Below are 24,803 nucleotides of genomic sequence, written 5' to 3' on the forward strand. Positions count from 1 at the left end.
CCGATCTGTTTCAAACCCGCCCCTACGGTGACCTCAAACCTCCCCGCGGTTATAGTCCGGTTGCGCGGTGATCTTATGGATGCTCAGATCGGCGCCCAGGTACTCGTCCTCCTGGCTCAAGCGCAGCCCCATCAACGACTTGATGGCGCCATAAATCAGGTAACCGCCGCCGAAGGCGATCGCCACTCCGGTCAGACTGCCCGCCAGTTGGCTGCCGAAGGTGACCCCGCCGACCCCGCCCAGGGCCTTGAGCCCGAAGATCCCCGCCGCGATCCCGCCCCAGAGGCCGCACAGACCGTGCAGGGGCCAGACGCCCAGCACGTCGTCGATGCGCCACTTGTTCTGCGTCAGGGTGAAGGCATAGACGAAGAGCCCGCCGGCCACGGCCCCGGTGACCAGGGCACCGATGGGGTGCATCAGGTCGGAGCCCGCGCACACCGCCACCAGGCCGGCCAGCGGTCCGTTGTGCAGGAAGCCCGGGTCGTTCTTGCCGGCGACCAGGGCCGCCAGGATGCCGCCCACCATCGCCATCAGCGAGTTGACGGCGACCAATCCGCTGATTGCGTCCACCGTTTGGGCGGACATGACGTTGAAGCCGAACCAGCCCACGGTAAGCGTCCAGGCGCCGATCGAGAGGAACGGGATGGATGACGGTGGGTGCGCGGTCATGCCGCCGTCGGTGCGATAACGCCCTTGGCGGGGGCCGAGCAGGAGGACGGCGGCCAGCCCGATCCAGCCGCCTACCGCGTGGACGACGACCGAGCCGGCAAAATCATGGAAGGGTGACCCGAAGACCTGCCCGATGAGGGTCTGCATCCCGAAGTTGCCGTTCCAGACCATGCCCTCGAAGAGGGGATAGAGCAGTCCGACGATTACGAAGGAGGCGAGCAACTGCGGGTTAAAGCGCGCCCGCTCCGCGATCCCGCCCGAGACGATGGCCGGTATCGCGGCAGCAAAGGTCAGGAGAAAGAAGAATTTGACCAGTCCAAAACCGTGTTGGGCCGAGAGTGTCGCGGCGTCTGAAAAGAAATCGACCCCGTAGGCGATCCAGTAGCCGACGAAGAAATAGGCGATGGTCGAGATGGCAAAGTCACTCATGATCTTCGCCAGGGCATTGACCTGATTTTTGGCCCGGACCGTCCCCAACTCCAGAAAGGCGAAACCCGCGTGCATGGCGAGTACCATCACCGCGCCGATCAGGATGAAGAAGACGTCGCTGCCGGTCTTCACTGTCTCCATCGAAATTTACCTCAGTACCATGTGGTCTCGTTCAACATTGGTGCGAGTGCAAGCAGGAACTGTGCCGGAAGGCGCTGGGCGAGGCCGCCGTGCCGGTGCGGGCGCGAGGTCATGGCGCGACCGGGCAGGGGAGGGGAGGAGGCGCGCCCCGTAAAATCGCAGCAGTGCACCAGTCCGGGGCGTCGGGCGCCGGTGCGCGCACCTGGTTGGACCGTCAAACCGCGTCCCCGATCCACGCGGTCAGGGCATTGCGTAGCCCCTCGGGTAGCCCCGGGTCGTCCTCGCCTACCAGGCAATGCAGGGTCTGCGCTGTGGCGCATGTACGTCCTTGCGCATCCTGAAAGCGGTAATTCAGCGCGAAGGTACGTCGGCGTACTTCCGCAACCCATAGCTCCACGCGCACCCGCTCACCCAGACGCAGCGGACGTTCGTAGCGCGCCTGCGCGCGGGTGATCGGCAGCCGGACCTTGGGGCCGGCAGTGGCGGTCCCGATCAGGTCATGCAAGGGAAACCCGAGTTGCTCCATAAACGATTCGTAGGCGTCGTGTGCGTGCCTGAAGAGATGCCCATAGAACATCACGCCGGCGGCGTCCGTGTCATGGAGCCGGATGCGTAGGCTGTAGGCGTAGGGTTCGGCAGGCATGGGCTGTTCCTCAATACGGGTAAGGGGGGTGTGGTGGCGGACGCGCCGATCGTCTTTAACCCAGGGGTCCGCCCCTGGAATCGGTTAGACTACCGGCGGGGAGTCGGCTGGGCAGCCGCTCCGTCCCACCGTGGGCGGGGAGGAAAGTCCGGGCTCCATCGGGCAGGGTGCCAGGTAACGCCTGGGGGGCGTGAGCCCACGGAAAGTGCCACAGAAAATATACCGCCAACCTCGTGTTCCGGTACGCTGGAACATGAGCGGTAAGGTTGAAATGGTGCGGTAAGAGCGCACCGCGCCGGTGGCAACATCGGTGGCAGGGTAAACCCCACCCGGAGCAAGACCAAATAGAGGGACGAGCGGCCTAACGGCCGCGGCGCGCGGCCCGCGCGTGTCCCCGGGTAGGTCGCTCGAGGCGCCTGGTGACAGGCGTCCCAGATGAATGGCTGTCCACGACAGAACCCGGCTTACAGGCCGGCTCCCCACCTTCCCCCATCCCCAGGTGCCCCTCGGGCACCGATCGCTTGCGCTCGTCCTTGTCCGCGCGGGCGGCGCGCCCAGCGCGGCCCAAGTCGTGCTTTTTCCGCAGAATCATTGCTCATGGCGCTGAGCCGGGCCTACTTTTGTCCATGTTCAGAGGACATTTGGGACTCCCTCTTAAGCCGCTGAGCATTAACAAAAAAACACGATGCGCAAGGCTTGACGCTAGGCCAGCGGCTCACTAATATGGGTGCAGAGTGGGAAGAAGTGGGGCAAGCGGGAAAAAAAGGGCATCACAGGGGGAGTCGAGTGTTTCGGGGGTCCGCCTATCTCAGTCTGGATGCCAAGGGGCGTCTCGCGATTCCGGCCAGGAGCCGCGAGCGTCTGCTGGCCGTGGGCGATTCCAACCTGGTCCTGACCGTGGACCGGGCGCGCTGTCTGCTGCTGTTTCCCCAGCCGGCCTGGGAGGTGATCGAAAAGGAGTTTGCCGATTTGCCCGCCTTTGATGAGACCGCCCTGTCCGTGCGTCGGCTCTATCTTGGTAACGCCGAGGACGTGGAGATGGATGGTCAGGGACGCATCCTGCTGCCCCTGCACCTGCGTGAGTTTGCCTCCCTTGACCGGCGCGTGGCCTTGGTCGGTTTGGGCGTGAAATTCGAGATTTGGGATGAACAGCGATGGAAAGACAAGAACGAGGCGGCACTCAACGATCCGGTTACCAGCGAGATGGCGATGGCGTCTTCACTCGGCAAGTTGAAATTCTGAGCGCGTCGTGAGCGACGTATCCCACCGATCTGTTCTGTTGGAGGAAAGCGTGCAGGCCCTGGCGATAGACCCCAACGGCATCTATGTCGACGGCACCTTCGGCCGCGGCGGTCATGCGCGCGCGATCCTGGCGCGTCTGGGGTCTGTCGGGCGTCTGCTGGCCATCGATCGCGACCCGGATGCCATTGCCGCGGCCCGGTCCTTGGCCGTTGCCGATCCCCGCCTGACGGTCGTTCAGTCGCGCTTCGGCGACCTGACGGGGGCGGTGCGGGAGGCGGGGGTCAGTGGCGGCGTTGCGGGCATCTTGCTGGACCTGGGGGTCTCTTCGCCCCAACTCGATACCCCTGCGCGCGGTTTCAGCTTCAACGCCGAGGGGCCGCTCGACATGCGCATGGACCCGGGGCATGGGGAGTCCGCTGCTGCCTGGCTCGCCCGCGCCGAGGTGGCGGAGATCGCGGCGGTGCTCTATGAGTTCGGGGAGGAGCGATTCGGTGCGCGGATTGCCCGCGCCATCGTGGCGGCGCGCGCCGCCTCGCCCCTGCTCACGACCCGCGCGCTCGCGGACTTGGTGGTGCGTGTGGTGCCCACCCGCGAGCCGGGCAAGCACCCCGCCACCCGCACCTTTCAGGCCCTGCGCATTCAGGTCAATGATGAACTGGGTGAACTCACCCGGGTGCTTGGGCAGGCGTGCGACCTCCTGGCCGCGGTCGGGCGTCTGGTGGTGATCAGCTTTCATTCATTGGAGGATCGGATCGTCAAGCGCTTCATGCGCGACGAGGCCCGGGGTCCCCGGTTTCCGAAAGGGCTGCCGATCACGGCGGCAGAGTCCTGCGGGCGCCTGCGTCTGGTGGGCAAGCCGACCCGGGCGGGCGCGGTGGAGGTGGCGGGTAACCCGCGCGCCCGCAGTGCCATCCTGCGGGTGGCGGAGCGCCTGCCATGAACCGGGGGCGCTTCTCGACGGTGCTCCTGCTGCTGGTGGCGATCACCGCCTCCGGGGTTTGGGTCGTTCATACCAAATATCTGACGCGACTTCATTTTTCCCAGCTTCAGGACCTGCGGGCACAGCGTGATGCATTGGATGTGCAGTGGAATCGACTGCGCCTGGAAGAAGCGGCGCTGTCCACTGATGTGCGGGTGGAGCGGAAGGCGCGCGACGAACTGGGCATGTATCTCCCCCGTGTCGGTGACGTCATGTTGATTGAAGAGGTAGATCATGATCGCCCCTAGACGCTGTCCGAGACCGAGCGAGCGTCGGCGTGCTGCACCCAACCCGCGGGTGCGCCGCCGTGTGCTGATGTGGGGCCTGTCGGCCGCCCTGGTCATGGTCGCCGGCGCCGTTTTCTACCGTCAGGTGCTCGAGACCGAGTTCCTGCGCGGGGAGGGCGAGCGGCGATACCTGCGGGTCGGTGAGATCGCGGCGCGGCGCGGCATGATCCTGGATCGCAATGGCGAGGCCCTAGCGGTCAGCACCCCGGTGGAGACTATCTGGGCCGATCCGCGCAAGCTGGTGCCCCGACTTGAGGTCATGCCGGAACTGGCCCAGTGTCTCGGGCAGAAGCCCGCGGAGTTGCGCGAGCGCGTGCAGGCCAATGCCGAACGGGGCTTCATGTATGTCAAGCGGCGGGTCAGTATCGACGAGGCCACCGCAGTGCGTGCATTGATCGCGAGCCGCGGCCTGGAGGGGCTGGAGTTCGATACCGAGTACCGGCGCTTCTACCCCGGCGTGGAGGTGTTCGGCCATGTGCTGGGCTTCACCGACATTGAGGATCACGGCCAGGAGGGCATGGAGTCTGCTTACGACAAGCTGCTGCGCGCCGAGCCCGGCCTGCGTCGGGTGCTCCAGGACGGGCGGCGGCGGATCGTCCAGGAGGTCGAACAGGTGCGCCCGCCGCGGCCGGGCAAGGACCTGACCCTGAGCCTGGACCGGCGGCTGCAATTCCTTGCCTATCGCGAGTTGAAGGCGGCGGTGGCGGAAAACAAGGCGGTGGGCGGTACCGCGGTGGTGCTCGACGTGGCCACCGGTGAGGTGCTGGCCATGGTCAATCAGCCCGGTTATAACCCGAATGACCTCAGTGGCCGCGAGGCCGACCGGCGGCGCAATCGCGCGCTCACCGACGTCATGGAGCCGGGTTCCACGGTCAAGCCACTGGTGGTGGCCGCGGTGCTGGAGCGTGGTCTGGTGACCCCGACCACCCGCATCAATACGGCCGGACCCCTGCGGGTGGGCAGTAACACCGTGCAGGATGTGCACAACTACGGCGGCCTGGATGTGACCGGCATCATCACCAAGTCCAGTAATGTGGGCGTGGTCAAGCTCGCCCAGATGATGGACTACGCTGGCCTCTGGAAGGAATACGACTCGCTCGGTTTCGGGCGTCCGACCGGCGTGGAGTTCCCGGCCGAGTCCCACGGGGTCCTGCGCGACTACAAACATTGGCGGCCCTTCGATCATGCCACGATGGCCTTCGGCTACAGCTTCTCGGTGACGGCGCTCCAGTTGGCCCAGGCCTACGCGGTGGTGGCGGCGGACGGGGTCAAGCGCCCGGTGACCCTGCTCAAGCGCGATAAGGTCCCGCAGGGGACGCGCGTCATGAGTGTGAAGACCGCGCGCGCGGTACGGGCGATGATGGAGACCGTGGTCTCCGATAAGGGGACCGCCAAGCGCGCGTCCATCCCGGGTTATCGCGTCGGCGGCAAGACCGGTACCGCCAAGAAGGCGAGCGGCCGTCACGGCTACGGGGCCGGCCGCTATCAGTCCCTGTTTGCGGGGATGGTGCCGGCCGGTAATCCCCGCTTGGTGATGGTGGTCATGATCGATGAGCCCCACGGGGGCGCCTACTATGGCGGCGTGGTTGCCGCCCCCGTGTTTGCCAAAGTGATGGAGGGGGCGCTGCGGCTCTTCAATGTGCCCCCTGATGAGCCCGCGCCATCCATGTTGCTGGCCGGCGGGCGGGCCGTCCCATGATGTGGAGCCTCAAGCCAGCCGCCGAGCGGGTCGGGGGGTGTCTGCCGGGCGCGGACGCGGCGTTTTCCTCGGTCGGTACCGACAGCCGCGCCGATTGCACCGGACAGCTTTTCGTCGCCCTGCGCGGTGAGCGCTTTGACGGTCACGACTATGTGGCCGCCGCCCGCGAGCGGGGTGCTGCCGCCGCGCTGGTGGACCACGAACTCCCGCTCGATGTGCCCCAATGGGTGGTGGACGACACCCGGCTGGCCTTGGGACGGCTGGCCGCCGCCTGGCGTGATCGCATCCCCTGCCGGGTGACGGCGATCACCGGCAGCAACGGTAAGACGACGGTCAAGGAGATGCTGGCCGCCATCCTGTCCCAGGTGGGGCCGACCGGCGCCACCGTGGGCAATCTGAATAACGACATCGGGATGCCCCTGACGCTGCTGCGCGCCCGCGACGAGGACTTCCTGGTGCTGGAGATGGGGGCCAACCATCCGGGTGAGATCGCCTATATGACCGCCATTGGCCGGCCGACGGTGGCGCTGATCACCAATGCCGGACGCGCCCATCTGGAGGGTTTTGGTAGCCTGGACGGTGTGGCCCGTGCCAAGGGCGAAATCGCCCAAGGGTTGCCGCCGGACGGGGTCTTTGTGGTGCCCGGCGACTCGCCCTACACGGCCCTCTGGCGGGACCTGGGGGCCGGTCGGGTGGTGCGTACCTTTGCCCTGGAGCAGGCGGCGGACCTGTGGGCGGAGCGTCGCTCGATCGCGGTCCGCTGGGATGCGGACGGGTTCCGCACCACCTTTGTAGCGAACGAGGGTGGCACGCAATACCCCTTGGAGTTGCGGCTCGCGGGCGTTCACAACGTGGTCAATGCCCTGGCCGCCACGGCTGCGGCCCGCGCCTGCGGGGTTGGGTTCGCTGCGGTGCGTGCCGGCCTGCTGGCCCTGGCCCCGGTTCCTGGCCGCCTGTGCCCGCGCACCGGTGCCGCGGTGCGACTCATCGACGACACCTATAATGCGAACCCGGACTCACTGGCCGCCGCGGTGGCCGTGCTGACCGGGCTGCCCGGGCGCCCCTGGCTGGTCTTGGGCGATCTGGGCGAGCTGGGCCCGCGGTCCCAGGCGCTGCACCGTGAGGCGGGTGCCCAGGCCCGCGCCGCGGGGGTGGAGCGACTGTTCTGCGTCGGAATGCGCAGTGCCGCCGCCGCGGACGCCTTCGGCGCCGGGGCGCAGCACTTCGCGGATCACGCGGCGCTCATCGCGCAGCTACGCGAGTCCTTGAGCGCGGATGCGCTGATCTTAGTGAAGGGTTCGCGCTCGGCGCGGATGGACGTGGTGGTTAACGCCCTGTGCGCTGATTGCTGATTGCTGATTTTTCTGAATCTTAAATCTTAAATTTCAAATAATATGTTGCTTTATCTTGCTGAATGGCTGATGCGCTTCGAGACCGGTTTCGGTGTGTTCCGCTATCTGACGCTGCGCGGAATACTGGGGACCCTGACGGCGCTCGCCATCTCGCTGCTGGTTGGCCGGCCGATGATCCGGCGGCTGCGCGCCTTCAAGATCGGCCAGATGGTGCGCGACGACGGCCCCCAGAGCCACCTGATCAAGTCCGGTACCCCCACCATGGGTGGCGCGCTGATTCTGGTCGCGGTCGGCATCAGCACCCTGCTGTGGGCGGATCTCAACAACCGCTATGTCTGGATCGTGTTGCTGACGACGCTGGCCTTCGGTGGCGTGGGGATGGTGGACGATTACAAGAAGCTGGTCCTCAAGAATCCGCGGGGCCTGGCCGCCCGCTGGAAATATCTGTGGCAGACGGTCTTCGGCCTGGCCGCGGCGCTGGCCCTCTATTTCACCGCCCAGACCCCGGCGGAGACTGCGCTCCTCATCCCCTACCTGAAGGATGTCTCGTTCCAACTCGGGCCCTGGTTCATCCTGCTGGCCTATTTCGTCATCGTGGGTTCCAGTAACGCCGTGAATCTGACCGACGGGCTGGACGGGTTAGCCGTCATGCCCACCGTGCTGGTGTCCGGGGCACTGGCCATCTTCGTCTACGCCGCCGGTCATGTTGAGATCGCCGCCTATCTGCGCATCCCGCACGTCAAGGAGGTCGGCGAAGTGTTCATCTTCTGCGGCGCCTTGGTTGGGGCGGGGCTGGGTTTTCTTTGGTTCAACGCCTATCCGGCCCAGGTGTTCATGGGCGACGTCGGTGCCTTGGCCCTGGGTGCGGCCTTGGGCGTGGTCGCGGTGGCCGTGCGTCAGGAACTGGTGCTGTTCATCATGGGCGGGGTCTTCGTGATGGAGACCGTCTCCGTGATGTTGCAGGTGATCTCCTTCAAGCTCACCGGCAAACGCATCTTCCGCATGGCCCCCCTGCACCATCACTTCGAGCTTAAGGGCTGGCCGGAGCCGCGGGTCATCGTCCGCTTCTGGATCGTTACCGTGGTGCTGGTCCTGGTCGGGCTGGCCAGCCTGAAGATCCGCTGATGACCGCGACACTGCCCCCCGATTTGAAGACCCTGGTGGTCGGTCTGGGTAAGACCGGTGTCTCCTGCGTCCGCTATCTGCGTTCGCAGGGTGCGTGGGTGGCGGTGACGGACACCCGCGCTAATCCGCCCGGCCTGGAGCAGGTCCGCCGTGATCTGCCGGAGGTGGCCGTGTTCGTCGGGGGCTTCGACCCCAGTCCCTTCGCTGCCGCCGACCGGCTGGTGGTCAGCCCCGGGGTGCCGGTGGCCACACCGCTGATTGAGCAGGCCCGCGCCCGCGGGGTGGCGGTGATCGGCGATGTGGAACTGTTCGCGCAGGCCGCCCGGGCGCCGATCTGTGCCATCACCGGCTCCAACGGCAAGAGCACCGTGACCACGCTCATGGGGCTCATGGCGCGGCGGGCCGGGCGCGCTGTGCGGGTCGGCGGCAATCTGGGTGAACCGGTGCTGGACCTAATGGACGATCAGGCGGACCTGTATGTGCTCGAGCTCTCCAGTTTTCAACTGGAGACCACGCCGGGTCTCACCGCCCGGGCGGCGGTCGTGCTCAACATTTCAGCCGATCACCTGGACCGCTACGCGGACCTGGCCGCCTATCAGCAGGCGAAGGCACGCATCTATGACCGGGCCGAGGTGGCCGTCATCAATCGCGATGACCCCGCCGTGGTGGCGATGCTCCGTACTGCGCCGCGCGAGATCGGCTTCACCCTGGGGGTGCCCGCGGCGGGCGACTATGGTCTGGTGCAGACCGACGCTGGCCCCTGGCTCTGTCGGGGGGAGGAGCGACTGATCCCGGCGCACGAGGTCCTGATTCCCGGTCGGCACAATCTGGCCAATGCCCTGGCCGCCTTGGCCTTGGCCGAGGCCTGCGACCTGCCGCGCGCGCCGGCGCTGGAGGCCCTGCGGACCTTTTCCGGTCTGGACCACCGCTGCCAACTGGTGGCCGATCAGGCCGGGGTACGCTGGTATGACGACTCCAAGGGTACCAACCCCGGGGCCACGGTCGCCGCCTTGGATGGCCTGGTGTCACCGGGGTCCGCGGGCCTGGTGGTCTTGATCGCGGGTGGTGACGGTAAGGGCGCGGATTTTACGCCGCTCGCCGCGGCGGTTGCGCGGGCCGCCCGGGCGGTGGTCCTGATCGGGCGCGATGCCCCCCTGGTCGAGCGGGTTTTGAGCGGCCTGGTCCCTCTGATCCCGGCCGGCGACATGGCCGACGCGGTCGCCAAGGCCGCTGACATGGCCCGCCCCGGGGACGCGGTGCTGCTCTCCCCGGCCTGCGCCAGCTTTGATATGTTCGACAACTACGAACACCGTGGTCGGGTCTTTGCCGACGCGGTGCGCAGGCTTGCGGTATGACCGCGGCAACCCGCCGGAACAAGCGTTCCGAGACCTGGGTGCGGCGCCGCAACGAGCGCCGGCCGGCCCTGGACCTGCCGCTGCTGATCGCGGCCCTGGGTCTGCTGTCCTTTGGCTTCGTGATGGTGGCCTCGGCCTCCATGACCATCGGCGACACCTGCTGCAAAGACCCCTTTTACTTCGTCACCCGTCAGGCGATCGCCCTCTCCATGGCCCTGATGGCTGGCCTGCTGGCCTTCACCGTCCCGGTCAGTTGGTGGGAGCGCACGGGGGTCTGGCTATTCCTGGGTGGGGTCGGGATGCTGCTGCTGGTCCTGGTCCCGGGCATCGGTCGCAACGTCAATGGCGCCACGCGCTGGATCCACGTGGGGCCGCTGAATCTCCAGCCCTCGGAGTTCATCAAGCTGTTTGCGGTGATCTACATCGCGGGCTATCTGGTGCGCCACGCCGATGCCGTGGCCAACAAACTGTCCGGTTTCATCCGTCCCATGATCCTGATCGGGATTACCGCCGTCGTGATCCTGAAGCAGCCGGATTTCGGCACCACCACGGTGATGCTGGCCACCGTCATGGGGATGTTGTTCCTCGGGGGCGTCAGTGTCATGCCCTTCGCCGTGCTGTTCGGCACCGTGCTGGTCGGGCTCACCGTACTGGTGATGACATCGCCCTACCGGATGCGGCGTATCCTCTCCTTCCTCAATCCATTCGAGGACCCCTTCAACTCAGGTTACCAGTTGAGCCAGGCCCTGATCGGTTTCGGGCGGGGCGAGTGGCTGGGGGTCGGGCTCGGCAACGGCATTCAGAAACAGTATTTCCTCCCTGAGGCGCACACCGACTTTATCGCTACGGTCATTGCCGAGGAACTGGGGTTGCTAGGGATGCTGGTGGTCATTTTCACCTTCGCCTTCATCGCCTGGCGCGCCTTCCGCATCGGTGCCAGTGCGGAGGCGGCTGGGAGCCGCTTCGCCGCCTACACGGCCCAGGGGATCGGTCTGTGGCTCGGCCTGCAGGCCTTCGTGAACATCGGTGTCAACGCGGGCATGCTCCCGACCAAGGGGCTGACCCTGCCCTTCCTGAGTTACGGCAGCAACAGCCTGATGGTCGTCTGCATGGCCATCGCCATCCTGCTGCGGATCGACGCGACCACGCGCCAGGACGAGGCGGAGTCCAGGAGTCCACGGGGGGTGCCATGGCTACGTGCATAGGCGTCATGGCCGGGGGCACCGGCGGGCATGTCTTTCCCGCGCTTGCCGTGGCTGCCGCCCTGCGTGAGCAGGGCGTGCGCATCTTCTGGATCGGAACGCAGCGTGGCCTGGAATCGCGCCTGGTCCCGGAGCACGGCTTCGAAATGGAATGGCTGCGCGTCGCGGGCCTGCGCGGCAAGGGGATCAAACAGACCCTGGTGGGGCCGGTGCGGCTGATCGGCGCCCTGTGGCAGGCCGGGGCGATCCTGCGCCGCCGCCGCCCCGCGCTGGTGCTGGGGATGGGCGGGTTCGTCTCCGGCCCGGGCGGCCTGGCCGCCCGGGCACTGGGAATACCCCTGGTTGTTCACGAGCAGAATTCGGTCCCGGGGATGACCAACCAATGGCTCGCCCGTCTGGCGACCCGGGTGTTCGAGGCCTTCCCCGGCAGCTTTCCTGCCGGGCGGCATGCTATCGCCACCGGCAACCCGGTACGGCGTGAGATCACTGAACTGCCGCCGCCCCTGGAGCGCTTCGCCGGGCGGACCGGGCCGGCGCGGCTGTTGATCGTCGGCGGTTCGCTCGGCGCCAAGGCCCTCAACGAAGTCCTCCCCGCGGCGCTGGGCCTGCTCCCCGTCGAGCGGCGGCCGGCGGTCCGCCACCAGGGCGGCGAGCAGACGCTGGAACTGGCGCGCGCGGCCTATGCGCAAGCCGGCGTCCAGGCCGAGGTCACGGCGTTCATCAGCGACATCGCGCAGGCCTACGCCTGGGCTGATTTGGTCGTCTGCCGTGCCGGTGCGCTGACCGTCTCCGAGCTGGCCGCGGCCGGCCTGGGCGCGGTGCTGGTGCCTTATCCCCATGCGGTCGATGACCATCAGGTCGGTAACGCCCGTTTCCTGGCCGAATGCGGCGCGGCGCGCCTGATCCTTCAGCAGGATCTGCATCCTGCGGGCCTTGCCGAGTTGCTCGCGACGCTGCTCGCTGACCGCAGCCAACTCCTGACCATGGCGCAGGCCGCCCGGGCCCGCGCTACCCCCGACGCCGTCACCCGCATCACCGCCGCCTGCTTGGAGCTCGCCCGCCGATGAATCCCCATTTGAGCCACACCGCTGCCAACATGGGCCGGGTCCGACGCCTGCACTTCATCGGTGTCGGCGGCGCCGGTATGAGCGGCATCGCTGAACTCATGGCCAACCTGGGCTACGAGGTGGCCGGCTCCGACCTGCGTGACAGCGAGACCACCCGACGCCTGCGCCAATTGGGCGTGCAGGTCTACATCGGTCACCGCGCCGCCCAGGTCACGGATGCCGACGCGGTGGTCGTCTCCACCGCCATTGATGAGTCGAATCCGGAGATCGCCGAGGCCCGCGCCCGGCGCATCCCCATCGTGCGCCGCGCGGAGATGCTCGCCGAGCTGATGCGCTTCCATTACGGCGTGGCCGTCGCCGGTACCCACGGCAAGACCACCACCACCAGCCTGGTGGCGAGCGTGCTCGCCGAGGGCGGGCTCGATCCCACCTTCGTGATCGGCGGCCTGCTCAACAGCGCCGGGGCCAATGCCAAGCTTGGTAGTTCCAAATACCTGGTGGCGGAAGCGGACGAGAGCGACGCCTCGTTCCTCTACCTCCAGCCCATGGTGTCGATCGTGACCAACATCGATGCCGACCACATGCAGACCTACGGCAACGACTTCGACCGCCTGCGCAATACGTTCATGGAGTTCCTCCACCACCTGCCGTTCTACGGCCTGGCAGTCCTGTGTATTGACGATCCCGAGGTGCGCGCCCTGGAGCCGCTGGTGCCGCGCCCGGTACGCACCTATGGCACCTGTGCGCAGGCGGATGTGCGCGCCGACAATGTCCGTCAGGATGGCCTGCGCATGTATTTCGACGTCCACAGCAAGGACCTGCGCTCGCCGTTGGCCCTCGAGCTCAACCTGCCCGGACGCCACAATGTCCTCAACGCATTGGCGGCCATCGCCGTCGCCTTGGAGCTGGGGGTCGACGAAGACGCCATCCGCCGCGCCCTGGCCGGCTTCCAAGGGGTGGGCCGTCGCTTCGTCGTCACCGACTTACAGGACCAGGCCGGCCGGCGGCTGACCCTCGTCGACGACTACGGACACCACCCCCGCGAACTCGCCGCGACGCTGGCCGCCGCCCGCGGCGGCTGGCCCGGCCGCCGGCTAGTCCTGGTCTTTCAGCCGCATCGCTACACCCGTACCCAGGAGCAGTTCGAAGACTTCGTCCAGGTCCTCTCCACCGTCGACCTGCTGATCCTGTGCGACGTCTACCCCGCCGGCGAGGCCCCCATTGCCGGCGCCGACGGTCGCTGCCTGAGCCGCGCCATCCGCGCCCGCGGCATCCTGGACCCGGTGTTCGCCCAAGACCCCAACGCCGTCCCCGAGCTCCTCCCCAACCTGCTGGAGGACGGCGACCTGGTGCTGCTGATGGGGGCCGGCGACATCGGCGCGCTCGCCGCGCGCCTACCCGCCATGCTGACCGGGGGAGTCAATGATGCCTGAGCTGCGCGGCGAGTTGCTCCAGTCCGAGCCCCTGTCCCGCCACACCACCTGGCGGGTTGGCGGTCCGGCGCGGCGCCTCTACCGCCCGGTCGACATCGACGACCTGGTGGAATTCCTCCGGCATCTCGATCCGCTGGAGCCCCTCTTCTGGCTCGGACTCGGTAGCAACCTCTTGGTCCCGGATTCAGGTTTTCCCGGCACCGTGATCCAGACCCTGGGCGGTCTCTCCCAGCTCAACCGGCAGGGACCCACCGGCCTCTATGCCCAGGCCGGGGCCACCTGCGCCAAGGTGGCCCGCTTCGCCGCCCGCCACAATCTGGTCGGTGTCGAATTCCTGGCCGGCATCCCCGGCACCCTGGGCGGGGCCTTGGCCATGAACGCCGGCGCCTGGGGCGGCGAGACTTGGACCCAGGTCAGGCAGATACGCAGCATCGACCGGACCGGAGAGATCCGTGTCCGCCGCCCGACCGACTTCCAGATTGGCTACCGCGAGGTCCGTGGTGCCCCGGGCGAATGGTTCCTGGACGCCGAGATGGAACTACAACCCGGCGATGGTGCCGCCGGCATGGAGCGCATCCGCGCCCTCCTGGACCAGCGTGCCCGCACTCAGCCCACCGGAGCGCCGAGTTGCGGTTCCGTCTTCCGCAACCCCCCCGGTGACCATGCGGCGCGCCTCATCGAATCGGTCGGGCTCAAAGGGTGTCGTATCGGCGGCGCCCAGGTCTCCGAGAAACACGCGAACTTTATTATCAACACGGGCCAGGCCAAGGCCCAAGACATCACCGATCTGGTACAGCACGTGCAGCAACAAGTGGCGCACCACACCGGAATACAGCTCCACCCAGAGTTCAAGTCAATTGAGGATTGCTGATTGAAGATTGATGATTTCCAATCTTCAATCAGCAATCAAAAATCAGAAATGAATTAAAAATGTCATCACTCCCTGATCAAGATGGTCGCGACCGCTTCGGTAAAGTCGCCGTGCTGCTCGGCGGCCAGGCCGCCGAGCGCGAGATTTCACTCAAGAGCGGCAATGCTGTACTCGCGGCCCTGCGCGAGCGTGGCGTGGACGCCCATCCCCTGGACCCCGACGCCACCGTCTTGGAGCAGTTGCGCGCCGGCGGTTTCACGCGCGCCTTCATCATCCTTCACGGCCGCGGCGGCGAAGACGGCGTCATTCAGGGTGCCCTGGAGACGATCGCCATGCCATATACCGGCTCCGGGGTCCTGGGATCGGCCCTGGGAATGGACAAGTACCGCACCAAGCTTGCCTGGGCGGGGGCTGGTCTGCCGACGGCCGACGCGGTCTTGCTGCGCGACGACGCGGACCTGGTTGCCGCCGCTGCCCTTGGTTTTCCACTGATGATCAAGCCGGCCCACGAGGGGTCCAGCATCGGAATGGCCCGGGTCGAGGACCCCGCCGCCTTGGCCGCCGCCTGGCAGGTCGCCCGCGAGTACGATCCCCTGGTCATCGCCGAACGCTGGATTGACGGTGCCGAGTACACCTGCGCCATCCTCGGGCACGAGGCCCTGCCCATCATCCGGCTGGAGACGCCCCACGCCTTCTATGACTATGACGCCAAGTACCGCGCCGACAGCACGCGCTATCGCTGCCCTTGCGGTCTGCCCGAGGGCGACGAGTTGCGGCTGCGTCAACTCGCCCTGGACGCCTTCGACGCGGTCGGTGCCGGCGGTTGGGGCCGGGTCGACTTCATGGTCGACGCGGCCGGTGCCCCCTACCTGCTGGAGATCAACACCGTCCCCGGCATGACCGACCACAGTCTGGTGCCCATGGCCGCGCGGGCGGCGGGGCTCGATTTCCCGACGCTGGTCCTGCGCATTCTGGGGACGAGCCTCGATCGTGGCTGAACCGACTGCCCCCCGCGAGCCTCCGCCGTTGGCGACGGCCCCACCGCCAGCGGCGCCTTTATCGGCGCCTTTATCGGCGCCCTTATCGGCATTGGCACCCCGGCGTACCCGCCTGCGTGCCTTGAGTGGGCTGCTGTTGCTCCTGGCCATGGCCGGTTGCGTCTGGGCCTTCGGCTATTGGGAACCGCGGCTCCTGCCGGTGCGGATCATTGAGGTCCAAGGCGAGTTGCATCATCACTCCTCGGAGCTGTTGCGCGATACGCTCAGCCAGCGCCTGCAAGGGGGGTTTCTCACCGCCGATCTGCGGGACCTGAAGCAGGCCGCCGAGAGGCTGTCCTGGGTCGGCGGCGCCGGCATCCGGCGCGTCTGGCCCGACCGGCTCCAAGTGCGCGTGGTGGAGCACCGCCCGGTGGCGCGCTGGAAGGGCGACGGCCTAGTCACCGCCGAGGGCGTCATCTTTCGCCCCAGCGGCCCGATCCCGGCCGGCCTGCCACTGCTCGACGGGGAGGCGGTACGCGCCCGGGAACTGGTCGAACGCTACCTCAAATGGCGCGATTCGCTGATGTTGGCCGGCCAACTCATCGACACCCTCGCTGTCGACCCTCGCGGCGCCTGGCGCCTGGACTTGGTCTCCAACACCCGACTGGAGCTCGGCACCGCCGACATCGAGCGGCGCCTGACGCGCTTCATCGGGGCAGCACCCCAATTGGAGGCTGCCGGCCGGGCCAAGGTCGTGGACCTGCGCTACAGCAATGGCTTCGCGGTCAAATGGGCGGGCAGTGCGGTGCCGGACCCGCTGCCGTCGCCCACCCAGGCGCTGACGGGCCCGCAGGGCCGGCATCCGGCGCCGAAGACCGCCGCCCGGCGCTCCGGGGCAGCTACCCAGACGCATACCAAGACGCATACCAAGACGCATACCCAGGTCCCGGCGCATCGTCCGGCGGCGCGGGGGGGGGGCCGGACGACGGCGGGTCACGCGGCAATGCCTAAGCAGCATGCGGTTGCGCGTTCTGGTGCAGCCCCCACCAAGGCCCGGACCCACCAACAACCGCCGTCCTCACGGCCGCAACCCGCCGACGCGCGAGGGCCTGCCCGCGCGCTGACCCAGGCGCTTCCGACACGGCACTAGCCAACCACGGCATGAGTCAACATACACACACGCGGTGAAAAACGGAATGGCACGACGCAACGACAAAAACCTGCTGGTGGGCCTGGATATCGGCACCTCCAAGATCGCCTGTCTGGTCGGCGAGCTAAAGGACGATGACCAGATCGAGATCATCGGTATCGGTACCCACCCCTCCCGCGGCCTCAAGAAAGGGGTGGTGGTGGATATCGAGTCCACCGTCCTGTCCATCCAGCGCGCCGTCGAAGAGGCCGAGCTGATGGCTGGATGCGAGATCCACTCGGTCCACGCCGGGATCGCCGGCAGCCACATCCGCAGCCTCAACTCCAACGGCAGCACCCCCATCAAAGATCGCGAGGTCAGCCAGGCCGACGTGGACCGAGTGCTCGACACCGCCCGCGCCGTCGCCATCCCCGCCGATCAGCAGGTGCTCCATATCCTGCCCCAGGAATACATCATTGATGGGCAGGAGGGCATCCGCGAGCCCATCGGGATGTGCGGGGTGCGCCTGGAGGCGCGTGTCCATATGGTCACCGGCGCGGTCAGTGCGGCCCAGAACATCTTGAAATGCATCCGACGCTGCGGCCTCGAGGTTGATGACCTGGTGCTGGAGCAGCTCAGTGCCTCCTACTCGGTGCTCGGCGAGGACGAGAAGGAGCTGGGCGTGTGTCTGGTGGACATCGGCGGGGGCACCACCGATCTGGCGGTGTTCACGGACGGGGCGATCCGCCACACCGCCGTCATCCCGATCGCCGGCGATCAGGTGACGAACGATATCGCGGTGGCCCTGCGTACCCCGACCCAGCACGCCGAGCAGATCAAGATCCGCCACGCCTGTGCCCTCACCCAGCTCGCCAGCGGCGGCGATACCATTGAGGTCCCGAGCATCGGCGACCGCCCGCCGCGGCGCCTGTCGCGCCAGACGCTGGCCGAGGTGGTGGAACCGCGCTATGAAGAACTGCTGACCCTGCTGCGCAACGAGCTGCGGCGTAGCGGCTTCGAGGACCTGGTGGCCGGCGGCGTCGTCCTCACCGGCGGCAGCGCCAAGATGCAGGGCCTGATCGAACTGGCCGAGGAGGTCTTCCACATGCCCGTGCGCCTGGGGGTGCCCCAGTATGTGGTCGGCATGGCCGAAGTGATGCGCAACCCGGTCTACGCCACCGGCGTGGGGCTTTTGATCTACGCCCGGCAACACCGCTTTGCCAAACGTCCCGAACTCAACGCCGGGGGCGGGGTCAAGGGGGTGTTGAAGCGGATGCGCAGTTGGTTCCAAGGGAATTTCTGAGGGGCATGCGGATGCTCACGGTTCTTGGGGCCGCGGCCTGCGGCTCCGGGGTGCGGTTCCTAGGGGCTGTGCCGGTCGGGGGGGCGGTCCTGCCGGGGGTGGGGCCGAACGGGGTTTCAGGTTTCTTAAGCGACAAACAGTTTGGGGGAGATAGAGTGATGTTCGAAATGATGGATACCCATAACCAATCCGCCGTTATCAAGGTGATCGGCGTCGGCGGTGGGGGCGGCAACGCGGTCAATCACATGGTCGATTCCTCCATTGAGGGGGTGGACTTTATCTGCGCCAATACCGACGCGCAGGCCCTCAAGGGGTCACGCGTGAGGACCATTTTGCAGCTCGGTTCAGCGATCACCAAGGGGCTCGGCGCCGGTGCCAACCCGGCGGTGGGTAAACAGGCGGCGCTGGAGGATCGGGAGCGCATCGCCGAGGCCTTGTCCGGTGCCGACATGGTCTTCATCACCGTCGGCATGGGCGGCGGTACCGGCACCGGTGCCGCTCCGGTGGTTGCCGAGGTCGCTAAGGAACTGGGTATTCTGACGGTCGCGGTGGTGACGAAGCCGTTCCCCTTTGAGGGGAGCAAGCGGCGGCGCATCGCCGAGGAAGGCATTGCGGAGTTGGCCAAGCATGTGGATTCGTTGATCACTATCCCGAACGAGAAGCTGTTGGCGGTGCTTGGCAAGGACATGACCCTGCTCGGTGCCTTCAAGTCAGCCAACGACATTCTGTTGAACGCGACCCGCGGGATTGCCGAACTGATCACGCGTCCCGGCCTGATCAACGTCGACTTCGCCGACGTGAAGACCGTGATGTCGGAGATGGGGGTCGCCATGATGGGCACCGGGGCCGCCGTCGGTCCGGAGCGGGCACGGGAGGCTGCGGAGGCAGCCATTCGCTGCCCCCTGTTGGAAGACATCGATCTCGCCGGGGCCAAGGGCATTCTGGTCAACATCACGGCGGGCAGCAGCCTGACCATGGGCGAGTTCGATGAGGTTGGTAACACGGTTCGCGACTTTGCCGACGATGACGCCACCGTGGTGATCGGCACCGTCATTGACGCGGAACTGGAGGATGAACTGCGGGTTACCGTCGTGGCCACCGGCTTGGGCGCGCGCCGGATCTCGGTGGTGGTAAGGCCAAACCGCGAAGAGCCGCCGCATGTGCGTCTCGTCGCTGCGGATGGCGAGGAGACGGGGCCCGATTATGGCGAGATTGAGCGGCGCCCCGCCATTTACCGTAAGGCGGCGACGGCGGGTGGCAACACGGCCGAGGCGGTCGAGCACGATCTGGACTATCTGGACATCCCCGCCTTCCTGCGCCGTCAGGCGGATTGAGCCAGCGACTTACCGTGAAAGTCGCGCCGGGAGCGCGCTCCAATTCTCCCTCCCCTATTGGGGGTGGGCGGAGTGGGGGAACGGCCAAGGCGCCCGCCTCTTTCATCTTTCGGGGTGGCGCGGGCGCCATGGCCGTTAGGATTGCCGATTGGCGGGGCCACGGACGGCCGCGGGGCTCAGCGCGGGGTATCCATTCGCGAAAAATGCCAGGGAGGGCGTGCTACTAGGGAAATCCCTTTACGTGTAATGTAAACAAAAACAAACAACTTTCGATATGTTGCACAGAGCGCTTGATAAAGTTTCGGGAAAACCCTAAGCTAACCATCAAGCCTGAAATCGTTCGGGCGTGGCGCGGCGTTAGCCGCGATGTCGATGGTCGGAGCCAGCGCGCGTCGCCGCGGTATGCGACTAGGGAGCCCGCACGATGGTCAAGCAACGTACACTAAAGAACGTGATCCGCGCCACCGGCGTCGGTTTGCATACCGGCGACAAGGTGTACCTCACGCTGCGCCCGGCGGCTCCCGATACCGGTATCGTCTTCCGGCGGGTGGACTTGGAGCAACCGGTTGAGATCCGGGCTTGTCCTCACAACGTGGGCGACACCCGGCTGTCGACGACCCTGGTCAATGGCGACGTGAGGGTCTCGACGGTTGAGCACCTGCTGTCCGCCTTTGCGGGCCTCGGCATCGATAACGCCTACGTGGACGTGAGCGCCCCGGAGGTGCCGATTATGGATGGCAGCGCCGGCCCCTTCGTGTTCCTGATTCAGTCCGCCGGCGTGGAAGAACAGAATCGCGCCAAGCGCTTTATTCGGATCAAGCATCCGGTCGAGGTGCGCGATGGCGACAAATATGCCCGGTTTGAGCCCTACGACGGGTTCAGCGTGGAATTCACGATCGATTTCGACCATCCGGCCTTCCATGATCGCACCAAGCGGGCTACCATGGACTTTTCCACCTCATCCTTCGTCAAGGAAGTCAGTCGCGCCCGGACCTTCGGCTTTCTGCGCGACATTGAGGCGTTGCGCCAACAGGGCCTCGCCCAAGGCGGCAGCCTGGATAACGCCGTGGTGGTGGACGAGTTCCGGGTACTGAACGAGGAAGGTCTTCGCTATGAGGACGAGTTCGTCAAGCACAAGATCCTGGATGCGATCGGCGACCTCTATCTCTTGGGCCACACCCTGATCGGGGCCTTTAAAGGCCATAAGTCCGGGCACGCACTGAACAACCAGCTCTTGCGTGCCCTGGTGGCAGACCAGACCGCTTGGGAAGAAGCGGTGTTCGAAGACGCCACGCCGGCTCCCATCTGCTACGCCCAGCCCTTGGCGTTTGCCTGATCGGGCCTGGGTCTGCGCCGGCCGCTTGCCTACGCCAAGGGGTCCGGCTCGCGGTGCCGGGCTGCCAGACGCCGGAAGACGTCGGCAATCCCCGCATCGGTCGTATAGTCGGCCGCTGCCAACAGATGTTGGCTTGCAGCGGATGTCAATCGGTCCAGACGCTGTGGCGTTTGGCGTCGCGTGCCCAAATCCTGCGGGCGGGCGCGCAGCTTCACCGCCCTGACCCCGGCGCCCGCGAGCCCCCGGGCCAGGTCCGGGGCCAGATAACGCAGGCGTGTTGCCCAAGCCGCCGAGTCCACTGTGACCGTAAGCTCGCCGTCAGTGGTGGTCGCCTGGATGCAATGGGGCCGCGCCGCTGGGGCCAGCAGGTCGCGAACTTGGGCGAGTAGGCCATCCTCGCGTCGCTGTAATTCCAGGCAGTGGGCCACCGCGGGGCTGGCCGTGAGAAGATCCCGCACATGAGCGGCCCGCGTGCGACTGGCCCGTTGTCTTGCCATGATTTGAGAGGTATTACCTTTGCCTGATTTACAGAAAACGAACCTAGATCAATCGCTCGGCGCACATGAGGGGTCGCCACGGCTGGCCGTCTGTAGTATAAACCCGACCCAAAGTCGCCCTACTCACAGCCAGAGGTCATCAATGTACCACCTCGATCGTAGAAAGACCTTGCGCGGACAGGCCGTTGTGGCATTTTCCGCGGTTCTCTCGTGTGCCGTCGCGGGGGCTGGGATCGGATTCTGGGTTGGCAAGCAGGCCGGTGTTGCCCAAACCGACGCAGCGAATCTCCTCCACCTTGCGACCGCGCCCTCCCAGTCAGATCAGGCGCCGCTCGCGGACCTCACCGCCAGACTGGGTGATATGCAGGCGGAACTCACGCGGATCAATGCCCTGGGTGAGCGCGTGGCCGGTATGGCCGGGCTCGATCAGCATGAGTTCGATTTCGGCAATCCCCCGCCTCAGGGTGGGCCCGAGGACGGGCCGGCTCAGGACTACACGATCAGGGAGATCGCCAGTGAGTTGGGGAGCATGGTCAGCCTGCTCAAGGATCGCAAGCGTAAGCTGGAGATCCTTGAAGAGGCGATCCCAGGGAAGGACCTCACCGCCAAGTCAGTGCCTGCGGGTTGGCCGATTCGCTCGGGCTACATTACCTCCAATTACGGGATGCGCGTGCATCCGATCAGGCATCGGGCCATCTTCCACCAAGGTGTCGACTTCGCCGCACCCTCGGGCAGCCCGGTGGTGGCGGTGGCCGATGGGGTGGTGACCTTCAACGGGCATCGACACGGCTATGGTAACCTGATCGAGATCCGCCATGCCAACGGCTACAGCACCCGCTACGGTCATAACTCCTTCAATTCAGTTCAAGAAGGACAGCAGGTCCGCAAAGGCCAGGTGATCGGCGCGGTCGGGTCGACCGGCAGTGCCACCGGACCTCATGTCCACTTTGAGGTTCTGAAGGACGGCGAGCACGAGAACCCGATGCAATTCGCCGGTTCCCAGGCCCCGGGCATGCTCTTCGCGGGTAATCCCGGCTGAGCGCGCGGCGCATCTGACCTAGGGGTCGGCTAGTCATCGGCCAGGATCGGGTCTGAACGAAGGCGGCGGTTGGACACCCGGACCGCGCAAGGAGCACTCGCGCCCGGCGCCGAAGGTTAAGACCTCGGGGCGGCGCGCTTCGGCTTGGCCATTGCGGAAATCGAAATCGCCGATCGCAGGGACGCGCTGCGATCAGTGAAACCGGAGGCCACTGGTCCTACGCGGTCGATCCGGTCACGGTGGCGGCCATTCCGGACGGCGAGACCCGCATCGATACCATTGCCGTGACGGCGATCACCGGAACGTCGCGCGTGGCGACCTGTCCTTTGAGCGTAGCACAGACCTGGTACCCATCCATCTCCGGCATCATGACATCCAGCACGATCAGGTCCGGCGGCGGCTGCCCCTTGGCCAGAAAATTCAGTGCCTCGCGTCCTGAGGTGGCGACTCTCACATCAGAGTCGTCGTCCAGCATGCTGAGGAGCACCTTGATGTTCGTCGGCATATCATCGACGATAAGAATCTGTGCGGCCTCGCCGGTTTTCAGTATGAGGTCAAATCCAATGCCAATTACGTTAAACCCAACTCACCAACCGCGTCGCGGCCTTGGTCCTCGTTCCGGCCACTGGAGGCCGAGGCTTTAGCCGGTCAGGCTCGCAGGCGCCACGGATTTCTCTTGGTTATGCCGGAAGCCGCCACTGGCTAACGGCCATGGCAGCACGACCAGCCATCCCGGACGATGAAAGTCCCCGTTGGAGCGGCTTTAGCCGCGACGAAGCCACGGATGCCTGCGCGGTCCCGTCGCGGCTAAAGCCGCTCCCACCGGGCACTGGTCTTACTTTCACGATAACGCCTCGACCTCCAGTTGCAGACGAACCGGATGGCCGCAACGATTCTCAAGGCTCCGTGCAGTTTATCGATCTTGCAATCGGTGCGTGTAACCGGCGTGTAACCGGCGCATCTTGTACGGTCGGCCGATATTATGGCACGCTATGGGGAAAGAAACGCGACGGCGCCTGGGACCTTGCTCGCGGCCCCTGTTCCGCCTTACCGGCCTGCTAGCCGACGGCAAGATGTCATTCCCCCGGGACAGAGGGTAGTGACCTAGTGGCGCCGGGGTTACGGCAGCGGGAGGAAGGCTTGCAGCCCGTGGTGGAGGGCGGCCACCCGGTGGTCGAGGGGCTCCGCCACCGGGCGCAAGGCTGCCACCCCGTGGCCGAAGACTTCAACCACGGGGCTGAAGGCTTCAACCCCGTGGCGGAAGACCTCAGCCAAGATCGGCAACACAATAAATAATAAAGCGTTTTGGTAAGTGTCCGGGGCTGGCACTCCGCGCCTCCGGGTGGAACCCTCTGGCCCTGGGGCGGAATACTCTGGCCCGCGGGCGGAATGCCCAGGCCCCGGGGCGGATCGCTTGCGCCCGGTGGCGCAGACCACGACGCATCAGGTACGGCATTTCGCGCACAGGGCGCAATCCTGGTGCCCGCTGAGCGGGCTGCGCCGGGGGTTGGGCGAGGTTCGGCACCCCGTGGCGTGGTGCTGACACCCCGTTACCGTGAAAGTCGCGCCGGGAGCGCGCTCCACTTCCCCCTCCCCTATTGGGGGAGGGCCGGGGAGGGGGAACGGCCAAGGCGCCCGCCACGTTCATTCGGGATGGTGCGGGCGCCATGGCCGTTAGCCGCCGATCGCTCGCACAGGGGCACCCCGGAGCCCCGCATCCTCCGGGAAGTCGGTCAGTCATTGATTCCTTCAATCAATCTCCATCCAGAGAGGTGTGTCCATGTCAGACTTCGTCCCTCCTTCGCATAGTGCGTTTATCGGCTGGCATGACAATGCCACGGCCCAGGCCAAGGACCCCGAGAGCTGTGTAGCGCCCGAGGACCTGGCGCAATTGGAGGCGGATAATGCGGAATTGCATAGCGCCGACACGGCCCTGAACCTTGCCGTTACCATGCATAAGCAGGCGGTCGCGCACAATAACACGGTTCACGAGCGGGCCGAGCGCAACGTCCGGCTGATCATGCATCGCGTCAAGGCACATCAGAAATTTACCCCGGCCGTGAGTGCGCGGCTGCGGCTGCAAGGCCCGGCGTTGAGCGTCAAGCTGGCCGAGTCCAAACCGAACCTGGCGGGCGCGGACCACTCGGATGGCGAGGTCGAGCTCACCTGCCTCAAGTTGACGAGCGACGGGGTCAATATCTATTGCCAGCGCGAAGGCGATGCGGGCTGGGTGCTGTTGGGCTTCACCACCGTGTTGCCCTATTTCGATCGGCGCCCGCTGCTCGTGCCCGGTAAGCCCGAGCTGCGCCGCTATACGGCGGTCTATGTGGTGAAAAACAAGGAAATCGGGCAGTTCAGCGACGAGGTGGTGGTGAACTGCGCGCCCTGAGTTGACCTGGTCAGGCGCCGGGCCTCCTTGGCCCGGCGTTGCCGTTGCCGTTGCCGTTCACGTCCCCGGCGCCGCGCATCTGATCAGCGCCTGCGCCCCTGGCCAGATAGATGGCTGAATCCGGCATCAGATGGCCTTCGAGCATGGCCCAGAACTCACTGCCATCATCGCGCCAATAATGCCGCTCCCGTTATGATCCAAAAAAGAGCAGTTCTCACGCCAAGGCGCCAAGCTCGCCAAGCTTTTTCAAAGCGATATCCGCGTCCGGCAATTCACCTGCCAGGCGAATGTGATTGTGTGGACAC

The 24,803-nt window shown here is 66.1% G+C and carries 24 protein-coding genes and 1 other RNA gene; 19 read left to right on the forward strand and 6 right to left on the reverse strand.

All coding sequences use genetic code 11. The annotated features are described in order from the left end of the window. Positions 1-33 precede the first annotated feature (33 nt). Both QZY44_RS28665 and QZY44_RS28670 read right to left on the reverse strand, forming a co-directional pair. Positions 34-1,239 carry an ammonium transporter gene (locus QZY44_RS28665; RefSeq protein WP_295456053.1) on the reverse strand — a complete coding sequence of 402 codons (1,206 nt, stop codon included), beginning with the start codon at positions 1,237-1,239 and terminating at the stop codon, positions 34-36. Positions 1,240-1,453: 214 nt separating this feature from the next. After that, positions 1,454-1,882, reverse strand: coding sequence for an acyl-CoA thioesterase (locus QZY44_RS28670; RefSeq protein ID WP_295456054.1), 429 nt, complete (start codon positions 1,880-1,882; stop codon positions 1,454-1,456). Positions 1,883-1,981: 99 nt separating this feature from the next. Here QZY44_RS28670 and rnpB point away from each other — a divergent pair. The 17 genes from rnpB (at position 1,982) to lpxC (ending at position 20,573) form a co-directional block, all read left to right on the forward strand. After that, an RNA gene (gene rnpB, locus QZY44_RS28675) (RNase P RNA component class A) lies at positions 1,982-2,365 on the forward strand. Between the two features lie 303 nt (positions 2,366-2,668). Further along, entirely contained in the window at positions 2,669-3,124 is a 456-nt protein-coding gene (mraZ, locus tag QZY44_RS28680; RefSeq protein WP_295456055.1) for a division/cell wall cluster transcriptional repressor MraZ, read from the forward strand. 7 nt (positions 3,125-3,131) lie between these two features. Then, positions 3,132-4,064, forward strand: a complete 933-nt coding sequence (gene rsmH, locus QZY44_RS28685) for a 16S rRNA (cytosine(1402)-N(4))-methyltransferase RsmH (RefSeq protein ID WP_295456056.1) — start codon at positions 3,132-3,134, stop codon at positions 4,062-4,064. After that, positions 4,061-4,351 carry a cell division protein FtsL gene (gene ftsL, locus QZY44_RS28690; protein ID WP_295456057.1) on the forward strand — a complete coding sequence of 97 codons (291 nt, stop codon included), beginning with the start codon at positions 4,061-4,063 and terminating at the stop codon, positions 4,349-4,351. The genes rsmH and ftsL overlap by 4 nt, the downstream gene beginning before the upstream one ends. Continuing rightward, the gene (locus QZY44_RS28695; protein WP_295456058.1) at positions 4,338-6,089 is read left to right on the forward strand and encodes a penicillin-binding protein 2; all 1,752 of its coding nucleotides are present in this window, start codon (positions 4,338-4,340) and stop codon (positions 6,087-6,089) included. Before ftsL ends, QZY44_RS28695 begins: the two co-directional genes overlap by 14 nt. Further along, positions 6,089-7,441, forward strand: coding sequence for a UDP-N-acetylmuramoyl-tripeptide--D-alanyl-D-alanine ligase (gene murF / locus QZY44_RS28700; protein ID WP_295456075.1), 1,353 nt, complete (start codon positions 6,089-6,091; stop codon positions 7,439-7,441). Before QZY44_RS28695 ends, murF begins: the two co-directional genes overlap by 1 nt. A 42-nt stretch (positions 7,442-7,483) precedes the next feature. Further along, complete coding sequence (gene mraY, locus QZY44_RS28705; RefSeq protein ID WP_295456059.1) at positions 7,484-8,566, forward strand: phospho-N-acetylmuramoyl-pentapeptide-transferase; 1,083 nt, start codon at positions 7,484-7,486, stop codon at positions 8,564-8,566. Further along, positions 8,566-9,921, forward strand: a complete 1,356-nt coding sequence (gene murD, locus QZY44_RS28710) for a UDP-N-acetylmuramoyl-L-alanine--D-glutamate ligase (RefSeq protein WP_295456060.1) — start codon at positions 8,566-8,568, stop codon at positions 9,919-9,921. Before mraY ends, murD begins: the two co-directional genes overlap by 1 nt. Further along, on the forward strand, positions 9,918-11,126 hold the full coding sequence (gene ftsW / locus QZY44_RS28715) for a putative lipid II flippase FtsW (RefSeq protein ID WP_295456061.1): 1,209 nt from the start codon (positions 9,918-9,920) through the stop codon (positions 11,124-11,126). Before murD ends, ftsW begins: the two co-directional genes overlap by 4 nt. Continuing rightward, positions 11,111-12,190 (forward strand): undecaprenyldiphospho-muramoylpentapeptide beta-N-acetylglucosaminyltransferase, encoded by a 1,080-nt coding sequence (gene murG / locus QZY44_RS28720; protein WP_295456062.1) that lies wholly within the window; start codon positions 11,111-11,113, stop codon positions 12,188-12,190. The genes ftsW and murG overlap by 16 nt, the downstream gene beginning before the upstream one ends. Beyond that, positions 12,187-13,623: a UDP-N-acetylmuramate--L-alanine ligase gene (gene murC, locus QZY44_RS28725; RefSeq protein WP_295456063.1), complete on the forward strand. Its 1,437-nt coding sequence runs from the start codon at positions 12,187-12,189 to the stop codon at positions 13,621-13,623. Before murG ends, murC begins: the two co-directional genes overlap by 4 nt. Next, complete coding sequence (gene murB / locus QZY44_RS28730) at positions 13,616-14,494, forward strand: UDP-N-acetylmuramate dehydrogenase (protein WP_295456064.1); 879 nt, start codon at positions 13,616-13,618, stop codon at positions 14,492-14,494. The genes murC and murB overlap by 8 nt, the downstream gene beginning before the upstream one ends. 59 nt (positions 14,495-14,553) lie before the next feature. After that, entirely contained in the window at positions 14,554-15,492 is a 939-nt protein-coding gene (locus QZY44_RS28735) for a D-alanine--D-alanine ligase (RefSeq protein ID WP_295456065.1), read from the forward strand. A 91-nt stretch (positions 15,493-15,583) separates the two neighbouring features. After that, the gene (locus tag QZY44_RS28740; RefSeq protein ID WP_295456066.1) at positions 15,584-16,621 is read left to right on the forward strand and encodes a cell division protein FtsQ/DivIB; all 1,038 of its coding nucleotides are present in this window, start codon (positions 15,584-15,586) and stop codon (positions 16,619-16,621) included. A 46-nt stretch (positions 16,622-16,667) separates the two neighbouring features. After that, positions 16,668-17,903 carry a cell division protein FtsA gene (gene ftsA / locus QZY44_RS28745; protein ID WP_295456067.1) on the forward strand — a complete coding sequence of 412 codons (1,236 nt, stop codon included), beginning with the start codon at positions 16,668-16,670 and terminating at the stop codon, positions 17,901-17,903. A gap of 158 nt (positions 17,904-18,061) precedes the next feature. After that, the gene (gene ftsZ / locus QZY44_RS28750) at positions 18,062-19,237 is read left to right on the forward strand and encodes a cell division protein FtsZ (RefSeq protein WP_295456068.1); all 1,176 of its coding nucleotides are present in this window, start codon (positions 18,062-18,064) and stop codon (positions 19,235-19,237) included. Positions 19,238-19,661: 424 nt separating this feature from the next. Further along, positions 19,662-20,573, forward strand: a complete 912-nt coding sequence (gene lpxC / locus QZY44_RS28755; protein ID WP_295456069.1) for a UDP-3-O-acyl-N-acetylglucosamine deacetylase — start codon at positions 19,662-19,664, stop codon at positions 20,571-20,573. 29 nt (positions 20,574-20,602) lie between these two features. Here the strand turns inward: lpxC and QZY44_RS28760 are convergent, their stop codons facing one another. Beyond that, entirely contained in the window at positions 20,603-21,070 is a 468-nt protein-coding gene (locus tag QZY44_RS28760; RefSeq protein ID WP_295456070.1) for a DciA family protein, read from the reverse strand. A gap of 142 nt (positions 21,071-21,212) precedes the next feature. Between QZY44_RS28760 and QZY44_RS28765 the strand changes: the two genes are divergently transcribed. After that, positions 21,213-22,109, forward strand: a complete 897-nt coding sequence (locus QZY44_RS28765; protein WP_295456071.1) for a M23 family metallopeptidase — start codon at positions 21,213-21,215, stop codon at positions 22,107-22,109. A 217-nt stretch (positions 22,110-22,326) separates the two neighbouring features. On the opposite strand, the gene QZY44_RS28770 is transcribed toward QZY44_RS28765, so the two are convergent. Together QZY44_RS28770 and QZY44_RS28775 are read right to left on the reverse strand one after the other, a co-directional pair. Next, positions 22,327-22,680 (reverse strand): response regulator, encoded by a 354-nt coding sequence (locus QZY44_RS28770; RefSeq protein ID WP_365305488.1) that lies wholly within the window; start codon positions 22,678-22,680, stop codon positions 22,327-22,329. Between the two features lie 548 nt (positions 22,681-23,228). Then, entirely contained in the window at positions 23,229-23,384 is a 156-nt protein-coding gene (locus QZY44_RS28775) for a hypothetical protein (protein WP_295456072.1), read from the reverse strand. A gap of 505 nt (positions 23,385-23,889) precedes the next feature. On the opposite strand from QZY44_RS28775, the gene QZY44_RS28780 reads away from it, so the two are divergent. Next, a complete protein-coding gene (locus QZY44_RS28780) occupies positions 23,890-24,498 on the forward strand; it encodes a hypothetical protein (protein ID WP_295456073.1) in 609 nt (202 codons plus the stop codon). A 10-nt stretch (positions 24,499-24,508) separates the two neighbouring features. On the opposite strand, the gene QZY44_RS28785 is transcribed toward QZY44_RS28780, so the two are convergent. After that, a complete protein-coding gene (locus tag QZY44_RS28785) occupies positions 24,509-24,643 on the reverse strand; it encodes a hypothetical protein (RefSeq protein ID WP_295456074.1) in 135 nt (44 codons plus the stop codon). Between the last annotated feature and the right edge of the window lie 160 nt (positions 24,644-24,803).

This window comes from uncultured Thiodictyon sp., from assembly GCA_903837595.1.
Taxonomy (GTDB): Bacteria; Pseudomonadota; Gammaproteobacteria; order Chromatiales; family Chromatiaceae; genus Thiodictyon.